The organism is Pseudogemmobacter sp. W21_MBD1_M6, assembly GCF_052119585.1.
Classification (GTDB): Bacteria; Pseudomonadota; Alphaproteobacteria; order Rhodobacterales; family Rhodobacteraceae; genus JBGQOJ01.
Genome location: NZ_JBGQOJ010000007.1, coordinates 46,919 through 68,059, shown reverse-complemented (window position 1 = coordinate 68,059; position 21,141 = coordinate 46,919). Strand labels below are relative to the sequence as shown.

At 61.7% G+C, this 21,141-nt stretch carries 18 protein-coding genes and 1 other RNA gene; 13 read left to right on the top strand and 6 right to left on the bottom strand.

Annotation, left to right across the window (positions count from 1 at the left end; genetic code table 11):
* Window position 1: 1 nt before the first annotated feature.
* From ACEN2R_RS09800 to ACEN2R_RS09775, 6 genes are all read left to right on the top strand, one after another.
* Complete coding sequence (locus ACEN2R_RS09800) at window positions 2-274, top strand: sarcosine oxidase subunit delta (protein WP_442041685.1); 273 nt, start codon at window positions 2-4, stop codon at window positions 272-274.
* On the top strand, window positions 271-3,201 hold the full coding sequence (locus ACEN2R_RS09795) for a sarcosine oxidase subunit alpha family protein (RefSeq protein ID WP_442041683.1): 2,931 nt from the start codon (window positions 271-273) through the stop codon (window positions 3,199-3,201). Before ACEN2R_RS09800 ends, ACEN2R_RS09795 begins: the two co-directional genes overlap by 4 nt.
* Complete coding sequence (locus tag ACEN2R_RS09790; protein ID WP_442041681.1) at window positions 3,194-3,736, top strand: sarcosine oxidase subunit gamma; 543 nt, start codon at window positions 3,194-3,196, stop codon at window positions 3,734-3,736. The genes ACEN2R_RS09795 and ACEN2R_RS09790 overlap by 8 nt, the downstream gene beginning before the upstream one ends.
* A 56-nt stretch (window positions 3,737-3,792) precedes the next feature.
* Window positions 3,793-5,784 carry a DNA primase gene (gene dnaG / locus ACEN2R_RS09785; protein WP_442041680.1) on the top strand — a complete coding sequence of 664 codons (1,992 nt, stop codon included), beginning with the start codon at window positions 3,793-3,795 and terminating at the stop codon, window positions 5,782-5,784.
* 116 nt (window positions 5,785-5,900) lie between these two features.
* Entirely contained in the window at window positions 5,901-7,895 is a 1,995-nt protein-coding gene (gene rpoD / locus ACEN2R_RS09780) for an RNA polymerase sigma factor RpoD (protein WP_442041678.1), read from the top strand.
* 235 nt (window positions 7,896-8,130) lie between these two features.
* Window positions 8,131-8,511 (top strand): hypothetical protein, encoded by a 381-nt coding sequence (locus ACEN2R_RS09775; protein ID WP_442041676.1) that lies wholly within the window; start codon window positions 8,131-8,133, stop codon window positions 8,509-8,511.
* An 87-nt stretch (window positions 8,512-8,598) separates the two neighbouring features.
* On the opposite strand, the gene yghX is transcribed toward ACEN2R_RS09775, so the two are convergent.
* On the bottom strand, window positions 8,599-9,486 hold the full coding sequence (yghX, locus tag ACEN2R_RS09770; RefSeq protein WP_442041674.1) for a YghX family hydrolase: 888 nt from the start codon (window positions 9,484-9,486) through the stop codon (window positions 8,599-8,601).
* 114 nt (window positions 9,487-9,600) lie between these two features.
* Window positions 9,601-10,956 (bottom strand): Nramp family divalent metal transporter, encoded by a 1,356-nt coding sequence (locus ACEN2R_RS09765; protein WP_442041672.1) that lies wholly within the window; start codon window positions 10,954-10,956, stop codon window positions 9,601-9,603.
* Window positions 10,957-11,180: 224 nt separating this feature from the next.
* On the opposite strand from ACEN2R_RS09765, the gene nrdR reads away from it, so the two are divergent.
* The gene (gene nrdR, locus ACEN2R_RS09760) at window positions 11,181-11,648 is read left to right on the top strand and encodes a transcriptional regulator NrdR (protein WP_442041670.1); all 468 of its coding nucleotides are present in this window, start codon (window positions 11,181-11,183) and stop codon (window positions 11,646-11,648) included.
* Window positions 11,645-12,742 carry a bifunctional diaminohydroxyphosphoribosylaminopyrimidine deaminase/5-amino-6-(5-phosphoribosylamino)uracil reductase RibD gene (ribD, locus tag ACEN2R_RS09755; RefSeq protein ID WP_442041668.1) on the top strand — a complete coding sequence of 366 codons (1,098 nt, stop codon included), beginning with the start codon at window positions 11,645-11,647 and terminating at the stop codon, window positions 12,740-12,742. The genes nrdR and ribD overlap by 4 nt, the downstream gene beginning before the upstream one ends.
* 48 nt (window positions 12,743-12,790) lie before the next feature.
* On the opposite strand, the gene ACEN2R_RS09750 is transcribed toward ribD, so the two are convergent.
* The 3 genes from ACEN2R_RS09750 to ACEN2R_RS09740 all read right to left on the bottom strand — a co-directional run bounded on the left by ACEN2R_RS09750 (window position 12,791) and on the right by ACEN2R_RS09740 (window position 17,378).
* The gene (locus ACEN2R_RS09750; protein ID WP_442041666.1) at window positions 12,791-14,851 is read right to left on the bottom strand and encodes a capsular polysaccharide biosynthesis protein; all 2,061 of its coding nucleotides are present in this window, start codon (window positions 14,849-14,851) and stop codon (window positions 12,791-12,793) included.
* Between the two features lie 9 nt (window positions 14,852-14,860).
* On the bottom strand, window positions 14,861-15,994 hold the full coding sequence (locus ACEN2R_RS09745) for a polysaccharide biosynthesis/export family protein (protein WP_442041664.1): 1,134 nt from the start codon (window positions 15,992-15,994) through the stop codon (window positions 14,861-14,863).
* Window positions 15,995-16,085: 91 nt separating this feature from the next.
* Window positions 16,086-17,378 carry a capsule biosynthesis protein gene (locus ACEN2R_RS09740; protein ID WP_442041662.1) on the bottom strand — a complete coding sequence of 431 codons (1,293 nt, stop codon included), beginning with the start codon at window positions 17,376-17,378 and terminating at the stop codon, window positions 16,086-16,088.
* Window positions 17,379-17,603: 225 nt separating this feature from the next.
* On the opposite strand from ACEN2R_RS09740, the gene ACEN2R_RS09735 reads away from it, so the two are divergent.
* From ACEN2R_RS09735 to ACEN2R_RS09715, 5 genes are all read left to right on the top strand, one after another.
* Entirely contained in the window at window positions 17,604-18,206 is a 603-nt protein-coding gene (locus ACEN2R_RS09735; protein WP_442041660.1) for a riboflavin synthase, read from the top strand.
* Between the two features lie 77 nt (window positions 18,207-18,283).
* Window positions 18,284-19,387: a 3,4-dihydroxy-2-butanone-4-phosphate synthase gene (gene ribB, locus ACEN2R_RS09730; protein ID WP_442041658.1), complete on the top strand. Its 1,104-nt coding sequence runs from the start codon at window positions 18,284-18,286 to the stop codon at window positions 19,385-19,387.
* A gap of 2 nt (window positions 19,388-19,389) precedes the next feature.
* Window positions 19,390-19,938 (top strand): 6,7-dimethyl-8-ribityllumazine synthase, encoded by a 549-nt coding sequence (locus ACEN2R_RS09725; RefSeq protein ID WP_442041656.1) that lies wholly within the window; start codon window positions 19,390-19,392, stop codon window positions 19,936-19,938.
* Complete coding sequence (gene nusB, locus ACEN2R_RS09720; protein ID WP_442041654.1) at window positions 19,935-20,414, top strand: transcription antitermination factor NusB; 480 nt, start codon at window positions 19,935-19,937, stop codon at window positions 20,412-20,414. The genes ACEN2R_RS09725 and nusB overlap by 4 nt, the downstream gene beginning before the upstream one ends.
* Before the next feature lie 88 nt (window positions 20,415-20,502).
* On the top strand, window positions 20,503-20,817 hold the full coding sequence (locus tag ACEN2R_RS09715) for a hypothetical protein (RefSeq protein ID WP_442041652.1): 315 nt from the start codon (window positions 20,503-20,505) through the stop codon (window positions 20,815-20,817).
* A gap of 118 nt (window positions 20,818-20,935) precedes the next feature.
* Here the strand turns inward: ACEN2R_RS09715 and ssrS are convergent.
* A non-coding RNA gene (gene ssrS, locus ACEN2R_RS09710) (6S RNA) lies at window positions 20,936-21,091 on the bottom strand.
* Between the last annotated feature and the right edge of the window lie 50 nt (window positions 21,092-21,141).

The following is a 21,141-nucleotide window of genomic DNA, read 5'->3' as shown; positions in this document are numbered from 1 at the left end:
AATGCGTATCACTTGCCCTTTGTGCGGCGACCGCGACCGGCGCGAATTCTACTATATGGGCGCCGATGACTACCTGAACCGCCCCGAGGCAGGCGCACCCGTCGCCGCATGGGACAGCTATCTGCACCTGCGCGACAACCCTGCGGGTGTCACAAAAGACCTGTGGTATCACGAAACCGGCTGCACCAGTTGGCTGGTCGTGACTCGCAACACAGTGACCCACGAGGTGCTGGATGTGGCCTTGGCATCCGACGTGAAAGGCCCCCGCACATGAGGATAGATGGCAAGGGACTGATCAACCGCGAACGCTCTGTTCCGTTCACCTTCGACGGCCAGCGCTACTGTGGCCTCGAGGGCGACACGGTGGCCTCGGCGTTGCTGGCGAATGATGTGCGGCTGATGGCGCGGTCGTTCAAATACCACCGCCCGCGCGGCGTTCTGACCGCCGGATCGGAGGAGCCGAACGCCCTTATGGAAACCGGATCGGGGGCCGCGAAAACCCCCAACGTGCGGGCCACGGTGCAGGAAATCTACAACGGGTTACAGGTGCACAGCCAGAACAACTGGCCCTCGCTGGCCCGTGATGTGATGGCGGTGAACGACATGTTGTCGCCGTTTCTGTCGGCGGGGTTTTATTACAAAACCTTCATGTGGCCACGTGCCTTTTGGGAAAAGCTGTATGAGCCGGTGATCCGCCGCGCCGCCGGGCTTGGCGGTCTGTCCGGCCAGCATGACGATGCCCGCTACGACAAGGCATATGCCTTTTGCGATGTGCTTGTGATCGGCGCGGGGCCTGCGGGGCTGATCGCCGCCCTGACTGCCGCACAGGCGGGCGCCGATGTGATCCTTGCGGACGAGGACAGCCTGATGGGGGGGCGCCTGAACGCGGAAACCACCCTGCTTGACGGGCAGCCGGGGCATCTCTGGGCCGCCGGAATGGTTGCAAGGCTACGGGCGCTGGGCAATGTCCGCCTGATGACCCGCACCACCGTCACGGGTGCCTACGATCAGGGCACGTACGCCGCGCTGGAACGGGTGTCCCTGCACAAGGCCGACGCGGGCGATGCGCCGCTGGAAACCTTCTGGCGGATCGCGGCAAAGGGCGCGGTTCTGTGCAGCGGCGCGTTGGAACGCCCCGTCGCCTTTCCGATGAACGATCGTCCCGGTATCATGGCGGCGGGTGCCGTTCGCGCCTATTTGAACCGCTGGGGCGTGGCACCCGGAAAAGCCGTGACCGTCTTTTGCAACAACGACGACGCGCACCGCACGGCGCGCGATCTTCAGGCGGCGGGGGTCACCATCGCGGGCGTGATCGACAGTCGCGAAGATGCAAAGGTGCGCGGCGATTTTCCTGTGTTCACCGGCGGGCAGGTCATCACCACCAAAGGCCGCCTTGGCCTGCAAGAGATCACCGTGCAACAGTCCGGCGGCACCCGCACCATCGCCACCGATTGTCTGGCGATGTCGGGCGGCTGGAACCCGTCGCTGCATCTGACCTGCCACATGAACGGCAGGCCGCAGTGGAACGAGGCGATACAGGCCTTCATTCCGCAACCCGGCGCCATTCCGGGGATGCAGGTCGCGGGGGCCGCGCTTGGCACCTTCTCGACCAAAGGAGCGTTGAAATCCGGCTTTCTGCGGGCCAAAATGGTGCTGGAGGCACAGGGCCGTTCCGTGCCGCAGGTCACATTGCCAGAGGCAGAGGATGACGCCTACGCGCTGGAACCCCTGTGGCAGGTGCCCGCAAAGGGCCGCGCCTGGCTTGATTTCCAGAACGATGTGACGACCAAGGATGTCAAACTGGCCGCGCAGGAAAACTTTCGCTCTGTCGAGCATATGAAACGCTATACCACGCAAGGGATGGCGCCCGATCAGGGCAAGAACTCGAACGTCAACGCGCTGGCGATTCTGGCGGATGCGACGGGTCGCACGATTGCGGAAACCGGCACCACAACCTTTCGCCCGCCCTATTCGCCGGTGTCGATTGCCGCGATGGGCGCGGGTGCCCGCGGCAAGGGCTTTGCCCCGCAGCGTTTCACACCCTCGCACAAACCTACGGTCGAGCGCGGCGCACCGATGATCGAGGCGGGCCTGTGGTATCGTCCCGGCTATTTCCCCAAAACCGGCGAAAGCACATGGCGTGAAAGCTGCGACCGCGAGGTCGGGATGGTCCGCACCGCCGTCGGTGTCTGCGATGTGACGACGCTGGGCAAGATCGACATTCAGGGCAAGGACGCCGCCGCATTTCTCGATCTTGTCTACACCAACCGCTTTTCCACGATGAAGGTCGGGCGCGTGCGCTACGGTCTTATGCTGCGCGAGGATGGCCATGTCATGGACGACGGCACCACCGCGCGGCTGGGCGACACGCATTTCGTGATGACCACCACGACCGCCGCCGCTGGTCCGGTGTTGCGGCATCTGGAATTCGTCAGTCAATGCCTGCGTCCTGACCTTGACGTGCGCATTATCTCTGTCACCGAACAATGGGCGCAGTTTGCCGTTGCCGGCCCCAGATCGCGCGACCTGCTTGCGACCGTTCTGGCCGAACCGCTGACCGACGATGCCTGGCCCTTTATGGCCTGCGGGCCGGTCCGGGTGCTGGGCGTGCGGGGGCGTTTGTTCCGGATCAGTTTCAGCGGCGAACATGCCTACGAGGTCGCCGTTCCCGCCCGCTATGGCGAGGCGCTGTTCCGCGACCTGCTGGCGCGGGCGGAAATGCTGGGCGGCGGCGCCTACGGGATGGAGGCGCTGAACGTGCTGCGGATCGAAAAGGGCCATATCACCCATTCCGAAATCCACGGGCGCACCACCGCCTTTGACATCGGCTTTGCGAAAATGGTCTGGGACGGGAAAGACTGCATCGGCAAGGACGCCGCCCTGCGCGAGGGGCTGAACGGGCCCGGGCGGCAACAGATGGTCGGGCTGCGGCCCGTTGACGGATCGGTCCAGATCACGGCGGGCGCGCATCTGTTCAATGACGGCGATGCGGCGGTGCGGGTCAACGACAAGGGCTATGTGACCTCGGCCTGCTATTCGCCGACGCTGAACAGCTATCTGGCGCTGGGATTTCTGGAAAACGGTCGTGCCCGTCACGGGCAAAAGGTGAAACTGGTGGACCACCTGCGCAATATCGAAACCCTGTGCGAGGTGTGCGATCCGGTGTTTTATGACCCCGAAGGAGGACGCGTTCGTGGTTAATCTGATCGCCAGAACACCGCTTGACGGGCTGTTGCCGGTTGCCGCCGGCACCTGCACCCTGACGGAAATCACACCTGTCGCCATCACCTCGATTGCACCCTATCGGGGCCGGGAAAAGGCATTGTCTGCGGCACTGAAAACGGCCCATGGCGTTACGTTTCCGGCGCCGAACCGGACCAGCGCCAAGGGCGACACCTTGTGCATCTGGTCGGGGCGCGGGCAGGCCATGGTACTTGGCGTGGCCGATGACGGGCTGGCCGCCCATGCCGCCCTGACGGATCAGTCCGACGGCTGGGGCGTGATGCGGCTGTCGGGCACGCGGGCAGAGGATGTTCTGGCGCGGCTGGTGCCTGTTGATCTGCGCGCGCAGGTTTTCCCCGTCGGGCAAACCGCGCGGACGCAACTTTTCCACGTTGCCTGCTCGATCACACGCAGCGGCGCGGATGCCTTCGATATCATGGTCATGCGGTCGGTTTGCGTATCGGTTGTGCATGATATTCACATCGCCATGACCTCCGTCGCGGCGCAATCCTGAAACGCACACGTCAGACCCGCTAGACTCTTGCCGCCCGTCGTCCGATATAATGCAGTATGAGCCTGCCACCCGGATTCCTTGACGAACTTCGCACCCGCACCTCGCTTTCGCAGGTGGTCGGGCGAAAGGTCATGTGGGACACGCGCAAGTCCAATCAGGGCAAGGGCGATATGTGGGCGCCATGCCCCTTCCATCAGGAAAAATCCGCCAGCTTTCACGTCGATGACCGGAAAGGGTTCTATTATTGCTTTGGTTGCCACGCCAAGGGCGATGCGATTTCCTTTGTGCGCGAAACCGAGAACGTCGGTTTTATGGAGGCAATTCAAATCCTCGCGGGCGAGGCGGGGATGACCGTCCCCGCGCAGGACCCCAAGGCGCAAGAGAAATCAGACCGCCGGACCGTGCTGGCAGAGGTGATGCAAGACGCGGTGCGCTTTTACCGCCTGCAACTGAAAACCAACGCCGGCGCCGAGGCCCGCGCCTATCTGGAACGGCGAAAGCTGGATATGCCCACGCAGGACCGCTTTGACATCGGTTTCGCGCCCGACGCGCGGCAGGGCATCTTCAACCACCTGACCGGCAAGGGCATCGCGCCCGACCTGATCATCGACGCGGGCCTTTGTGCGAGGCCCGATGACGGCGGCGCCCCTTATGACCGTTTCAAGGGGCGCATCATCTTTCCGATCCGCGACGCGCGGGGCCGCTGTATCGGTCTTGGCGGGCGGTCGATGGACCCGAATGCGCGGGCCAAGTATCTGAATTCGCCGGAAACCGAACTGTTCGACAAAGGCCGCAGCCTGTATAATCACGCCCCCGCCAGAGAGGCCGCAGGCAAGGGGCAACCCCTGATCGTGGCCGAAGGCTATATGGACGTGATCGCATTGGCGCAGGCGGGGTTCGGGGCGGCGGTGGCCCCCCTTGGCACCGCGATCACACAGGACCAGCTGCAACTGATGTGGCGCATTTCACCAGAGCCGATCATCACGCTGGACGGCGACCGCGCCGGTCTTGCGGCGGCAATGCGGGTGATTGACCTTGCGTTGCCCCTGTTGGAGGCGGGGAAATCCCTGCGCTTTTGCATGATGCCCGAAAAGACCGACCCCGACGACCTGATCAAGGCGCAAGGTGCGGCTGGCATGCAGAAATTGCTGGACGAGGCACAGCCGATGGTCAGCCTGCTGTGGCGGCGCGAAACCGAAGGCAAGGTGTTCGACAGCCCAGAACGCAAGGCCGCGCTGGACAAGATCCTGCGCGAGGCCATCAAGAAAATCCAGGACCCCTCGATCCGCAGCCATTACGGCGAAGACATCAAGGATCTGCGGTGGCAACTGTTCCGGTCCGGTCGCGCGCCCAAGGCCGGTTCTGAATTCGGGGCAAAACCGCGCGGCGAATGGAAGAAGGGCACCGGCTGGATCGGTGCTGCCTTGCCCGCGCTGCCGACCACAAAAAGCTCTATGCTGGCGGGGCAGGGCGCGGACATCGCCGAACACCTGCGCGAGGCGGTGATCCTAGCCGCCCTTGTGTCGTCACCGTCGCTTTTGCCGCAATTTATCAGCGAGTTGGAGATGCTGGATTTCGCCGTGCCAGACCACCGCGCGATCTGTGCGGCCCTGTTGCGCCACGCCAAAGAACCCGATCCACAGGTGTTGCGCCAAAAAATCGAAGCGGACGCAGGTGCGGATGCCCTTGAAAAGCTGTTCGCACCAAGCCATGTGCAACTGGCGCCCCCCGTGCGCGACCCGTCGAACGCGGACCTCGCCAGATTATGTGTCGCGGAAGAGCTGGCAAAGCTTGAATCGCAAAGAGGTGTCCGCAAGGAAATCTCTGAGGCGATGATGGATCTGGGGGGGGTCGTGGACGAGGGCCTGACATGGCGGCTGGGGCAGGCGGCAGAGGCGCAGAACCGTGCCGTTCGCAGCGAAAGCGAAGACAAGGCGCAATACGACGTCGGTCCGAACGGCGCCAAGTTAAGCAGGGACGAACGCTCTGCGTTCGATCAAATGCTGGAAAAGATCGACTTTGCCAAAGGCGGACGGAGCAAATCCTGACGCTTTGGTGAGGAATAGGTAAACAAAACAGGGTAAACGGGTTTTAGAATCACTGATTCGAACGTATTGATTCGGGAACACTCGCCGAATCATCCGCCCCCTTCTAGGAGCACCGCATGGCCGTTAAAGACGACGACGACGCAAAACAAGACGATCAAGACAACGATCAGGGTCTGGATATGTCCCAGAGCGCGGTCAAAAAGATGATCGCCGATGCGCGTGAACGCGGCTACATCACCTATGATCAGCTCAATCAGGTTCTGCCGCCCGAACAGGTGTCGTCGGAACAGATCGAGGATGTCATGTCGATGCTGTCCGAGATGGGCATCAACGTGATCGAAGACGACGAAGCCGAAGATGGCGAGGCGGCCTCGACCGATCTGGTTGCGGCCTCATCCAACCGCGATGTGACGGTTTCGACGACGACAACGGAACAGCTGGATCGCACCGATGATCCGGTGCGCATGTATCTGCGAGAGATGGGGTCGGTCGAGCTTTTGTCCCGCGAGGGCGAGATCGCGATTGCCAAGCGTATCGAGGCCGGTCGCAACACCATGATCCTTGGTCTGTGCGAAAGCCCGCTGACCTTTCAGGCGATCACCATCTGGCGCGATGAACTTCTGTCCGAAGACATCCTGCTGCGCGATGTGATCGACCTTGAAACCACGTTCGGCAATTCGCTTGAAGAAGACGGCGAGGGCACGGTGCCCGTCGTTGCCGGACTGGATGGCGCGGCGTCGACCGAAAGCGGTTCAACCACGACCGATACCGCCGAACTGGATGCCGACGGCAACCCGATCAGCTCGGATGACGACGACGAGGAAGAAGACGAACAGGCCAACATGTCTCTGGCCGCGATGGAGGCCGCACTGAAGCCCCGCGTGCTGGAAACGCTGGAACTGATCGCGCGCGACTACGTCAAACTGTCGGAAATGCAGGACCTTCGGATTTCCGCAACCCTGAACGAAGATTCCAGTTTCTCGAAAGGGGCCGAGGCATCCTATCAGAAGCTGCGTTCGGAAATCGTGGAAAAGGTCAACGAACTGCACCTGCACAACAACCGTATCGAAGCATTGATTGACCAGCTTTACGGCATCAACCGCCGCATTATGTCGATTGACAGCAGCTTTGTGAAACTTGCCGATCAGGCGCGGATCAACCGCCGCGAATTCATCGACGAGTATCGCGGATATGAGCTGGACCCGAACTGGCTGGACCGGATGGCGGAAAAGGGCGGACGTGGCTGGCAGGCGTTCATCGAACGTTCAACCGACAAGGTGGAAGAACTGCGCGCCGAAATGGCCCAGGTCGGTCAGTACATCGGTCTGGATATTTCCGAATTCCGCCGGATCGTCAATCAGGTCCAGAAGGGCGAGAAAGAAGCCCGTCAGGCCAAGAAAGAAATGGTCGAGGCGAACCTGCGTCTGGTGATTTCGATCGCCAAGAAATACACGAACCGCGGCCTGCAATTCCTTGATCTAATTCAGGAAGGCAATATCGGCCTGATGAAGGCCGTGGATAAGTTCGAATACCGCCGCGGCTATAAATTTTCGACCTACGCGACATGGTGGATCCGTCAGGCGATCACGCGGTCCATCGCGGATCAGGCGCGCACGATCCGTATTCCGGTGCACATGATCGAGACGATCAACAAACTGGTCCGCACCGGTCGCCAGATGTTGCACGAAATCGGTCGCGAACCGACCCCCGAGGAATTGGCAGAAAAGCTGCAAATGCCTTTGGAAAAGGTCCGCAAGGTGATGAAGATCGCCAAAGAGCCGATTTCCCTGGAAACGCCGATTGGCGACGAGGAAGACAGCCAGCTTGGCGACTTCATCGAAGACAAGAACGCGATCCTGCCGCTGGACAGTGCCATTCAGGAAAACCTGAAGGAAACCACGACACGGGTTCTGGCGTCGCTGACCCCGCGCGAAGAGCGTGTACTGCGGATGCGGTTCGGCATCGGCATGAACACCGACCACACGCTTGAGGAAGTGGGCCAGCAGTTCAGCGTGACCCGCGAACGGATCCGCCAGATCGAGGCGAAGGCGCTTCGCAAGCTCAAGCACCCAAGCCGGTCGCGGAAACTGCGAAGCTTTCTCGACCAGTAAAGGTCTGGAACAATCTCGAAGGGGCCCTTTTCAGAAGGGCCCTTTTGCGTTCCAAAAGGGTGAATGCCGATGCGGTGTCTGTTCGGTCGCTGTGCGTGGCCTTCGATGCGGCACCGCAATTGCTTGACCCTTGGGCGCGCCGGTCTCAGAACTGTGAACGGCCTTGCCTTGTATAGCCGTCGCTGCAGGGCGACATTTAAAAAAATTAAGGCAACAATAAATTAAGGAGATTCCCATGCGCATTTTTATTCCATTTGCCGCCGCTGCCCTGATGGCGCTTCCCGCACACGCCTTTACCGCTATGAACGGCCTTTCGGTGAACGCGACTGGCCCGACAGAGTTCACCGTGCCCTATAGCGGCAACTCCGACACCACAGCGTTCTGGTGTGCCGCAGGCGATTATGTGATCCGGTCACTGAATATGTCGCGTTTCACCCGCATCTACCGCACGTCGGAACCGCCGCGCAGATCGGGACAGCCTATCGACTTTTCGCTAAGCCCCGAGCGGGCGGCCTCGAAGACGGGTGTGATCATCCTTGGGGGCGACGGGAAAAGCATTTCGGCGGATATGGCTGTGAATTTCTGCAAGCGGCCTGTGATCCGGCTGTTCAAATAACGTCACGAGATCTGATATGAAAAAGAGGCGCGTCACAGGATGCGCCCCTTTCCGTCTGCCCTTCAGCGCCGTAGGTGGCGCATGGTCCTATGACAGTGTGTCTTTGAAGAACGCAATCGTGCGGTCCCACGCCAGATCCGCCGCCGCCTGATCGTAGCGCGGTGTGCTGTCGTTGTGGAACCCGTGGTTCACCCCCGGATAGACGTAGGCGGTATAGGTCTTGCCGTTTGCCTTCAGCGCGTCCTCGAACGCGGGCCAGCCCTCGGTGATGCGGGTGTCCAGTTCCGCGTAATGCAGCAACAGCGGCGCCGTGATCTTGGCCACATCCGCCGTCGAGGGTTGCCGTCCATAGAACGGCACCGACGCGGCAAGCTCTGGATAGGCGACCGCCAGCGCATTGCACACGCCACCGCCATAGCAGAACCCGACACAGCCGACTTTGCCGGTGCTGTCTTCGCGGGCCATCAGATGCTCTGCCCCCGCGAAGAAATCATTCATCAGTTTGGTCCCATCCACGGTGCTTTGCAGGGCTTTGCCCTCTTCGTCATTGCCCGGATACCCCCCGACAGAGGTCAGGCCATCGGGCGCCAGCGCCATGAACCCCGCCTTTGCCACGCGCCGCGCGACATCTTCGATGTAGGGGTTCAGGCCGCGGTTTTCGTGGACCACCAGAACGGCGGGCAGTGGGCCGGTCGCCCCTGCGGGTTTCACCAGATACCCACGCACATCACCGTTCCCGTTGGGCGAGGGGTAGGTGATATATTCGGCGATAATGTCGGGGTCGTTGAACGAGACCTGTTCGGCGATGGCGTAGTTCGGGCTTAGGACATTCAGCAGGGCGGCGGCGGTCAGCCCCCCGACGGCGTACTTGGCGGCCTTGTCCAGAAATTCGCGTTTCGTGATCTGGCCGTGGGCGTAAAAGTCATAGAGATCAAGCAGTTCCTGATCGAAATCCTTGGCGGTCATACGGGTCATGATTAGGCTCTCCTGTTTGACGGAAACCGGATGGGGCCGACCATTGGCCAACCTTCCTGGCAACAGAGTAGTGCGATTTGACGCCGCGTTAAGTGAAAATCGCGTGACCGCGCATCAAAACGCGATCGCCCCCTGTGATACATCCCACAAAAGCTTGAGGTTGAGGACAATCACAATGGCCGCGATCACCACACAGGCCCAGGTCAGCCAACGCGGCGCACGCAGGCCCTTCATCTTGCCGTTGTCGGCGGTGAACATCACCAGGGGCACGATAGCGAAGGGCAGTTGCAGGCTTAACACCACCTGCGACAGCACCAGCAACCGCGCCGTGCCGCTTTCGCCATATAGAACCGTCACGATCGCGGCGGGCACAATGGCAATGCCGCGGGTGATCAGGCGGCGCATCCAGGGGGCAAGACGGAACTTGATAAAGCCCTCCATCACGATCTGCCCCGCAAGCGTTGCCGTGACGGTTGAATTCAACCCCGAGCACAGCAGCGCGATGCCGAACAAAAGCGCCGCAACCGGCGCGCCGACGGCAGGCCCGATCAGGCGGTGCGCGTCCTGAATTTCGGCCACCTCGGTCTGGCCCGTGGTATGAAACACCGCCGCCGCCAGGATCAGGATAGAGGCATTGATGAACAGCGCGAACATCAGCGCGATGGTTGAATCGATGGTTCCCAGAAAGATTGCGTCGCGTTTGTCTGCATCCGTCGGCCCGATCCGGCGGGTCTGGATGATCGCGGAATGCAGATACAGGTTATGTGGCATCACCGTCGCACCCAGAATACCCAGCGCAAGATACAGCATCGCGGTGCTTTTCACGATTTGCGTATCGGGAATGAACCCGCGCAGCACATCGCCCATGACGGGGGCGGCATAGACCATCTGGATGGCAAAGCTGACGGCGATCACCAGCGTCAGGGCGATCACAACCGCCTCTAGAATACGGAACCCGCGGCCCTGTAACCACAGGATCAGGAACACGTCCAGCGCGGTCAAGACCACCCCGATTTCCAGCGGAATACCGAAGACAAGGTTCAGGCCGATGGCTGTGCCGATCACCTCGGCCAGATCGGTGGCGACGATGGCGGCCTCTGCCAGCACCCACATCGGATAGGCGATCCACGGCGCAAAGGCCTCGCGGCAGGCTTGCGCAAGATCGCGGCCCGCAGCGATGCCCAGCCTGAGGCTGAGCGCCTGGAGCAGGATCGCCATGATGTTGGAAATCAGGACAACCGACAGCAGGGTGTAGCCGAACGCCGATCCGCCCGCCAGGGACGTGGCCCAGTTGCCGGGGTCCATATAGCCGACCGCCACCAGATATCCCGGGCCGAAAAACGAGAAGAACCGCTTCAGGACTGCGCCGCCGCTGATCGGGACGCTGGCGTTCACCTCGGACAGCGAGGGATTGTTGCCCTCGGAATGCCAGGCTTTTCGCGGTTTTCGGGTCGTATTCAGAGTTGTCACAGGAACACCTAAATCTAAGAATGAGAACCATTCGCAAAAACAGGTATCCCCGCCTTTCCGGCAGGTCAAGTTCAATGTCTGCCAACCCCGCAGAACCGGCTTTATTTGCAACAGCCTATCTTGCGGTTGAATTTGCCCCCTACCCAAAGCCTAGCCGCTCGCCTATAGTGCCTGTGGATAAGTGGGGAATAACACCCAGAGGCAGTGAGATAAGGGGATAGGCCATGCGCTGTCCGTTTTGCGGAAATATAGACACACAGGTCAAGGACAGCCGTCCGGCCGAAGATCACGTTGCCATCCGGCGCCGGCGCTTTTGTCCGGCTTGCGGCGGGCGCTTTACCACATATGAACGCGTCCAGCTGCGCGATCTGGTGGTGATCAAATCCAATGGCCGCCGCGAGGATTTCGACCGCGACAAGCTTGAGCGTTCGATCCGTATGGCACTGCAGAAGCGCCCCGTGGAACCCGAACGCATGGACCAGATGATTTCGGGCATTGTCCGTCGTCTGGAAAGTCTGGGCGAGACCGACATCGGCTCCAAGGTCATCGGCGAGATCGTGATGGAGGCGTTGGCCCGCATCGACACGGTTGCCTACGTCCGGTTTGCCAGTGTTTACAAGAACTTTCAGGCGGCGGACGATTTCGATAAATTCGTCAGCGAGCTGCGGCCCGATACCAAGCCCGAAGAGTGAGCGCGCGCGATCAACGCTTCATGTCCCTTGCCCTTTCCCTCGGGCAACGGGGCATGGGCCGTGTCTGGCCCAACCCTGCGGTAGGCTGCGTCATTGCTCAGGGCGACCGCATAGTCGGGCGCGGCTGGACGCAGGACGGCGGGCGGCCCCACGCCGAACCTATGGCGCTGGCGCAGGCGGGAAATGCTGCGCGCGGGGCCACGGCCTATGTCACGCTTGAACCCTGCGCCCATCACGGCAAAACCCCACCTTGCGCTGCGGCGCTGATCACCGCAGGCGTCGCCCGTGTTGTGACCGCGATCGAGGATCCCGACCCAAGGGTCAGCGGCGGTGGTCACGCGATGCTGCGCGACGCTGGTATTTCCGTGACCTCTGGCGTGTTGCGGGACCAGGCCGCGCGCGATCACGCCGGGTTCCTGTCGCGCGTCACCGAAGGGCGCCCTTTCCTGACGCTGAAGCTTGCCAGCAGTTTTGACGGCCGCATTGCGACGGCCACGGGCGAAAGCAAATGGATCACCGGGCCAGATGCCCGCCGCATGGTGCATATGATGCGGGCCCGCCATGACGCGGTTCTTGTGGGCGGTGGCACGGCCCGCGTCGACGACCCCGCGCTGACAATTCGGGATATCGGGATCACCCGCCAACCGGTGCGCGTCATCGCCTCGCGCAGGCTTGATCTGCCGTTGGACGGCATCCTTGCCCGCACCGCCTTGGAAACGCCGGTCTGGTTGTGCCATGGGCCCAATGCCGACGCCTTGCTTATCTCAGCCTGGGCCGGTCTGGGCGCTGTGCCAATCGAATGTCCCGTGGGGGCCGGGCGGCAACTGGACCCTTTGGGTATGCTTCAGGCCCTTGGCCGTGCCGGATTGACCCGCATCTTTTGCGAGGGCGGCGGTGCCTTGGCGGCGTCCCTTCTGGCGACAGGCATGGTGGACGAGGTGATCGGCTTTACGGCCGGTGTCATGCTGGGCGCCGAAGGCCGCCCCGCCTTGGGTGCGATGGGCATCGACAGTCTGGCCCATGCGCCGCGCTTCGATCTGGTCGAGGTGCGGGCGGTCGGCGGCGATATCCTGCACCGCTGGGCCAAGGCGTGACCACTGCTACTTTGTTCTGAAAATACTCAAAAAACGCCTTCGCCGCCGCTAGCGCCAAAGATGGGCGTGGCTGGCAAACATACCCTGTACTTTCGCCAAAATCCGGTTCGCGGGGCCAGCGCGCGGGATCTGACCCTTTGCCAGCCGTTCCACCACCACTTCGGGCGGGCAGGGCAACCCTGTCAGCGGATCGACGTAGCGCGGATATTCAATCAGGGCCGCGTGGCACAATCCGGCAAGATCCGGCCGTGCCACGCGCCTGTCGGGCACCGCTCCGCGGTCCCGTGTCAGGCCCCATCCGGCGTAGAACGGGGTTCCCAGACAGGTCACCGGCTTGCCCCGGATCAGCGCCTCGAACCCCAGCAGGGATGTCATTGTCCAGACCTCGTCCACCGCCCCGATCAGGGCAATCGGGTCGGCATGGTCCAGCACGGCATCCGCCAGCGCCAGCGCCGCGTCCATCGGGACCGCGCCCGCCCGCAGGCCTGCCTCGACGTCGGGGTGCGGTTTGAACAGGATCACCGCGCCCGGATTGGCGGCGCGGGTGGCTTGCAACAGGCCGATGTTGGTTCTGATATCATCACAGCCAAGGCGGATCGACGCGTCATCCTCGACCTGTCCGGGCACCAAAATGCGGTGCCCTTCGGGAAGCGCGGGCAGGGCAGCGGCATCAAGGTTATACTTGCTAAGCCGTGCCTTCAGCAGGTGCCGCGTCAGGGCCTCGGCCCTGTGCCGCGCGCCATCGGGCAAATCCACGCTTGCCGCGATCAGCCGCTCCAGTCGGCTTTCGCGGGTCGGATCGTAGTAAACCCCCAGATCATCGGCCACCAGCGACAAGGGCGCGATCAGATCAGCCCCAAGCCCTTTCGAGCGGATAAACCCGTCCTCGACCCGGATCAACGGCACGCCCGCCGTCAAGGCGGCCTGTGCCAGGTCCGGCGTTTCGCGACCGGCCCAGACCAGCAGGGACTTGCCCGCCGCTGCCGTCCGCGTCACGGCCGCACCCGTGTCATCGAATTGCAATCTTACCTGACGGCCGAATATCCTTTGCAGGGGCGCGCGTTTCCACAGGCGCATCCGCGTCGCGATATGGCCCTGATGGTCTTCGCGCCAGGCCCGCACCAGCGCCTCGGCGGTATCAAGGGCCTGTTCCAGCGTGCACAGGCGGTCGCGGTAAGGATCATACCACGCCGGATACAGGATCATTGCCGCCGCGAAAAGCTGGGCGCGGGTCAGTTTGCGCTCGCGGCGCGGCACCGGGTTTTCGTCTTGGGTCAATCCCCAGCCGGAATAGAACGGCTGTCCGAACAGACGGGGTTTATGGCCAGCTATGATCGCCTCGAATCCCAGTTGCGACGTTACGGTATAGACGCTGGTCGCCCCCTCCATCAGGGCGTAGGGCGACACGGGGGCGGTGAACAGGCGGACATTTCCGGTCTCGTCGGCGGGGCCGAAATGCCCGTCGCGGTGGCCCGCCGCGGTCTCGGGGTGGGTCTTTATCAGGACGCGCGCGCCGGGGTTTTCCTCCTGTGCGAAGACCAGCATCTCGCGGAAGGTCATCGCGTTCGCGCCGCCATAGGTGATGGATGCATCGCCCTTCGTCTGGTCCACGACCAGCACATAGCCGGGGGCGGGCAGGGCGGCGGACGGCAAATATGCGTTATATTTCGACAGATGGCTTCGGCGCAGCCGTTCCATCGCGTCGCGGGCGCGGTTCATCAGCGATGTGTCGTCCAGCGGGTGGGTGGTTAACAGATGTTCCAGATCGGACGGCACAGAGGCATCGAAATGGACCCCGCGCGTGTCGATGTGCAGACCCAACGGCGGCTCGCCGGACCGGCCCGGCAGGATAGAGCGGATAAAGGCGTCCTCGATGCGCAGAACCGGCGCATCTGTGCGCAGGGCGACCGCCTCGCCGCGCGGGCTGGTCGGGCTTTTGCCCCAGACACCGATCAGGTCATCCGGGCCGGGCGTGCCAAGTTTGATGGCATATCCTGACAGTTCCAATATGCGACGAATGCGGCGCTGGGTCAGAAAACCGCCGTTGTAAACATAAAGACGCCGGAGAGTTTCCCCTCCGGCGCCGGATGTGTCGTTCAACCCGCTCATGACACAGCGTCAGTTGCCAGCCAGAGAGTTCAGCGAAGTGGCCGAATTCAACGAACCGGTCAGCGCATTGAGCGTCTTGCTCCACTGCACAAACGGGGCCTCGGTGACATAGACGGTGTCTTCGTCCCGGATCACAAAGTCGCGGGCCATGAACACGCCATTCGGCTCTGTCAGGTCCAGAACATAGGTCATGCGCTGGTCGCCGATCAGGTCGGTGCGGCCCAACACGGCATTCGCGATTTCCGCAGGTTCGTTGCGGAACACGAAAACGCCGGTCGGGTCGGCCAGATTGGTGCTTAGCCCGCCGACCTGCGCGATCGCCTCGATCGCGGACAGGTTCTGGGTTTCGAATGTCACACGGTTCTGCGATCCGGTGGCACCCATGGCGGTAAAGGCGCGGGTGTCCTGCTCTACCAGAATCCGGTCGCCGCCACGCAGGGCGATGTCCAGTCTGGGGTCTTTATAAAGGTCTTCGAACCAGACCTTGCCGCGCTGCCCGCCACGGATAACGGTGATCTGCGCGATTTGCGGGGCGATGCCGACGCCACCGGCGCGGGTCAGCATGGCCGACAGCGTGCGTGTCGGACGCTCGATCGCATAGACGCCCTGTGCGCCGACGCTGCCCGCGATGGACACGGTCGATCCGTCCCCGGCCACGCGGCGGACCATGACCTGTGGATCGGGCGTTTGCGGGTCCAGCTTTGATGTGATGATCCGGCGCAGCGCCTCTGGCGTGTTGCCTGCGGCTTTGATCCGGCCTGCGTATGGCACAAAGATAAAGCCCGAACCGTCGACCTGAACCTCTTCCAGAGGGGTCGCATTCTGACCGGCACCGGCAAGAATACCTTGTTCGACGTTTTCCCAGACCGTCAGGCCAAGCTTGTCACCGGGTTGAATGGTGTCGGACCCGACCAGCCCCGCATTCAAGAAGGCGCTGGAGAACCCCAAAGCGGGCGTCACCGCAGTAGCCCGGGTCACATGATCATTGACGGAGACGACGAAAGCATCCCCTTTCTTTTGCACAGAGCCCGCAAAGATTTCTCTTTTGTTCGGGCCGGATCTGGGCAATCCACAGGCGGATACGGTCGCAACAAGCGCAATCAGGGCGACGCCTTTCGCCCAACGCGATGGGGTAATTTTCACTGCTGGGGCTCCTTAGCCTGGATTTCTGCCTCAAGTTTTTTTTGTAAACTACGGGAATCCCGATACAAAAGCTATAGCTGGAATGGGGGCACTACTTTACCACGCGCAACTGTTGCCGTGGTGCCGCGTTACCCGACATCAGGGCGTCATAGGGATCTTCGTCCTGAAGCATCATGTCGACGACCTGCCGCAGCAATTGCCGACGCCCCCGGGCAGAGTAGAACCCGCCTGCAATCTGTGATGTTTCCAGCAGATAATGACGGTAATCCCGATAGGCGCGGTTGTCGGGGCGGGCCGGTTTGGCAAAGAATTCGGGCAGCGGCTGGACCGAAACGAACTCTGGCTTGGCATAGACGGCATCGCCGAACACCTTCAGCGGCAGGTTGCGGAACAAAACCTGCTGCGCGGCCGTGGAATTGACCGTGACCGCCCCCCGCGCGTGATCCAGTAGCTGCGCAAGCTTGCCACCGCGGACGTAATGCACCCGTTTTTCCACGCCATGCGCCTGTGCGATGCGGCGGATGTTGTGCCGCAGCGGCGCACGGCCATTTTCCAGCGGATGCGCTTTGAACACCAGATGATGGTGCGTCGGCGCGCCTTTGGCAAAGCCGTCGATTGTCACCTCGAGAAAGTCGGTCATGGTGTCGAACGGGCTGTGCATCTGAAAGCTGCTGTCATGCTCCAGCTGCAAAAGACCCAGAAAATAGGGGAAGCCGCCATGTTTGATCCGCTGCGTCGCGATGATCCGGTCGATGGCGTGATAGGGCATCAACAACAACCGGCGCAGGTATAGCTGAAATTCACGGACCACGGTCAGGTCGCGATGCGGGCGGAAATTGCGGTAATCGCCGTTCCGGAACATCACGAACCAGTGGTAAAGTGCGCCGTAGAACACATGGTGCCGCATATCGCCCCAATGGGCGGGGGCCTCTGGTATGTCGACCTCGCTGTCGGCCAGCGCCTTGACCATGTCGGGCACCGTCATCGTCATCAATCGGGAATGCCCGTTGGACCCGCCGCGCTCATAGGTCACCCAATAAGGCCGCAGATACCCTTCTTCGAAGACATGCACCGCGATGCCCAACTCGCGGGCGATGCGCACCGCCTCGGCGTGGATCGGGCGGGTGTCGCCATAAAGCACGATGTCGGTGATGGATTTCTCGGCAACCAGCGCGGAAAATGCCGCAGGCCATTCGGCATGCGACCCGCGATAGGGGATAAGGCTGGACGGGTGGAACCAGAACGCACGGTCGCCCGCGTTGAAACTGACGCGCCATACCTCGCCGCCAGCCGCGCGGACCATTTTGCCCAGCCTGCTGAAAAACGGCCCGTGCGGACCCTGTAAAAACAGGAACCTTCGGTCTGATCCGGTCGACTTTCCCATAACACCAACTCTTTAACACTATGGCGCGGCATTGCGCATCCTGAATTCCATAGCACAGGCCAATGCCTGTTTCCCCGGTTATCCACAACCAAACGGGCAGAAATGTGGCGTGTGTCTGTCAACTTGCCCGGCTTGAATGAACAAAGAGTGTGCGCAAAGTGACCTGCGCCATGACTTGCCAGCCTATCCATGCCAAGTTAGGGAAAAGAGACAACGGAGGCGTATATGTTTACAGGTATCATCACCGACATCGGACATGTCATCGAACTTGAACAAAAGGGTGATCTGCGGGCGCGGATCGGCACGACCTATGACCCCGCGCAGATCGACATCGGGGCGTCCATCGCCTGTGACGGTGTCTGCCTGACGGTGATCGCGCTTGGGTCCCGGCCACAGAACTGGTTCGACGTGCAGATTTCGGCAGAGAGCGTGTCGAAGACGAATATCTCGGGCTGGACCGTCGGCAAGCGCCTGAATCTGGAACGCGCGCTAAAGGTCGGGGACGAGTTGGGCGGTCATATCGTGTCGGGGCACGTCGATGGTGTGGCAGAGGTGATTGCTGTGCGAGACGAGGGCGACAGCACGCGCGTGACCCTGCGCGCGCCCCATGCCCTTGCCGGTTTCATCGCGCCCAAGGGATCTGTCGCGCTGAACGGCACATCGCTGACCGTAAACGAGGTGAATGGCACCGATTTTGGCATCAACTTTATCCCGCATACCAAAATTGCGACCACATGGGGTGACGTGAATGTCGGTGACCGGGTCAATCTGGAAATCGACACGCTGGCCCGTTATGTGGCCCGCCTGCGCGACTGGGGCGGCGCGTAATGCGTCCTGATCCGCTGGCCATCGACAAAGGCTTGCGGTATCCGTTTCTTAAACAAAGGTAAGGCATCTTGGGTGATATGACAGACGGAACCTTTCACGACGCGATTTCCCCGATCGAGGACATCATCGAGGATGCCCGCAACGGGCGCATGTTCATTCTGGTGGACCACGAAGACCGCGAGAACGAGGGCGATCTGGTGATCCCTGCGCAAATGGCCACCCCCGAGGCGATCAATTTCATGGCCACCTACGGGCGCGGGCTGATCTGCCTGACGCTGACCGGCGAGCGGATTGATGCGCTTGGACTGCCGTTGATGGCCTCTTACAACTCGTCGCGGCACGAGACCGCGTTTACCGTCTCGATCGAGGCGCGCGAGGGTGTCAGCACCGGCATTTCCGCCCATGACCGCGCGCGCACTGTTGCGGTGGCCATCGACGCGGGGAAAACCGCAGCCGATATTGCAACCCCCGGCCATGTGTTTCCGCTGCGCGCCCGCGACGGTGGCGTGCTGGTCCGCGCCGGCCACACAGAGGCGGCCGTGGATGTGTCGCGTCTGGCGGGGCTGAACGCGTCCGGCGTGATCTGCGAGATCATGAACGACGATGGCACAATGTCCCGCCTGCCGGATCTGGTGGGGTTTGCGCAAAAGCATAGCCTGAAGATCGGAACGATTTCCGACCTGATCGCCTACCGTCGCCGCCACGACAATCTGGTCAAGGTCAGTCAGGAAACCACCATCACCTCTGAATTCGGCGGTGAATGGACCATGCGCATTTATACGGACGAGACGCAGGGGGCCGAGCATATCGCGCTGATCAAGGGTGATATTTCGGGCGACGGTCCCGTTCTGGTGCGGATGCACGCGCTGGACCCGATGCTGGATGTGGTCGGCACCGGCCCCAAGGGCCGCGCGGGCGAGTTCGGCGACGCGATGACGCTGATCGCAGCCGAAGGGCGTGGCGTGGTCGTCTTGTTGCGCGACACCACGATGAAGCTGCACACAGAGGACGCCGTGTCGCCCCAGACCCTGCGGCAATACGGGCTTGGCGCACAGATATTGTCGTCGCTGGGGCTGTCGCGGCTGATCCTGCTGACCAACTCGCCCACGCCCAAATTCATCGGGCTGGAGGCATACGGCCTGTCCATCGAAGGCACGCGCCGCATCCCGGAGGATACATAGAGATGGCCGGTCCTGCCCATTACATCATGCCCCTGCCCGAATTCGCCAAACCGGTGAAGCTGTTGATCGTGGTTTCGCCCTATTACAAGGACATCGCCGATAATATGGTCGCAGGGGCTGTGGCCGAGATTGAAAAGGTCGGCGGCACATTCGAGGTTGTTCAGGTGCCCGGTGCGCTGGAAATCCCGACCGCGATCCGCATCGCCAGCGGCCAGTCGAACTTTGACGGATTCGTCGCCCTTGGCTGCGTTATTCGGGGCGAGACAACGCATTACGATACGGTCTGCAATGACAGTAGCCGCGCGCTGCAACTGCTGGGACTGGAGGGCTGCTGCATCGGAAACGGCATCCTGACGGTCGAGAACCGCACGCAGGCAGAGGTCCGCGCGGACCCTGCCGACCAGAATAAAGGCGGCGGTGCGGCCGCTGCGGCCTTGCATCTGGTGGCACTCTCGCGCAAATGGGGCGCTGAAACAAAGGGGATGGGGTTCAAGCCAATGGGCGAGAGCATCCAGATCGCCGGCGATACGGATGGACCAAAGACCGCATGACCACCGCAGACAAGCCAACGGGCACCAATAAACGACAGATGAAATCAGCCGCGCGGCTTTACGCGGTGCAGGCGCTTTTCCAGATGGAACACTCCAGCCAAAGCCTGGATTCGGTCCGGCTGGAATTTCTGGATCACCGCTTTGGCGCGATCTATGACGGCGAGGAAATGGCAGAGGGCGACACCGGCCTGTTTCAATCCCTGCTGGAAGGCGCGGTCGAGCGTCAGGCAAAGATCGACCAGATGACCGATCGCGCGCTTGTGGCCAAATGGCCGATCGACCGCATTGACCCGACCCTGCGCGCCTTGTTTCGCGCGGCGGGCGCAGAGCTGACGGCGGGGTCCACCCCGCCCAAGGTTGTGATCGTTGAATATGTGGACATCGCCAAGGCGTTCTTTCCGCAGGGCAAAGAGTCCAAATTCGTGAACGCCGTGCTGGATCACATGGCGCATGAGGCGCGGCCCGAAGGGTTCTAGGGGCGTCTTTCCGCCTGCGTCACCAAGACCGGTTGGCAAGCCTGCCCAAAGGGCTATCCTAGCCGAACAGTCTTATGGGAGGCCTGCAATGCCGGAACTTATTCGCCTTTATATTCGCCATGTCGCCATCGGGTTCGGCATCGCCGCCGCCTTCGTGGCGGGGTTGTTGTACCTGAACATCGGCAACCTGTGGCATCTGGTGTCCACGTCCGACATCGGTGTTCTGGCCGTTGTCATGATGGTTGTGTTCAACGGCATCGTGTTTTCCGGTGTCCAGTTTGCCTTTGCCGTGATGGGATTGGCCCACCGCGATGACGGCAGCGGCGGTCACCGCGATCCGGTGGTGCATCACGCGCTGGTTCCGGTGCGGATCGAAACGCAGGACCGGCAATCAAGGCGCTGATATCGAACCAGAAACATACCTGACTTCAGGAAACAGGCCCCCGGTGCGGGGCCTTTTTCATGCCGTAACGCAGGGCCTTGCGGCAGATGGTTCAGGTCTGATGAGGGGGAAAGTGTGACGGGGGACCACCCAACCGTAGGAATGCTAATTCCCGGGGACCTGTGTGTACAGGTGGGCGCCGGGTAAGCGGACCAAGATCCGCACAGAGCCAGCTCCCTAGGAGTTGCTTAAGGCCACTGGAATTTGTTCCATGTGTCGCATCGGGCAGATCCCGTCACGCCTTACAGGTAGGCCTTACCACGGTCGCTGGCAAGGGGCAGTTGA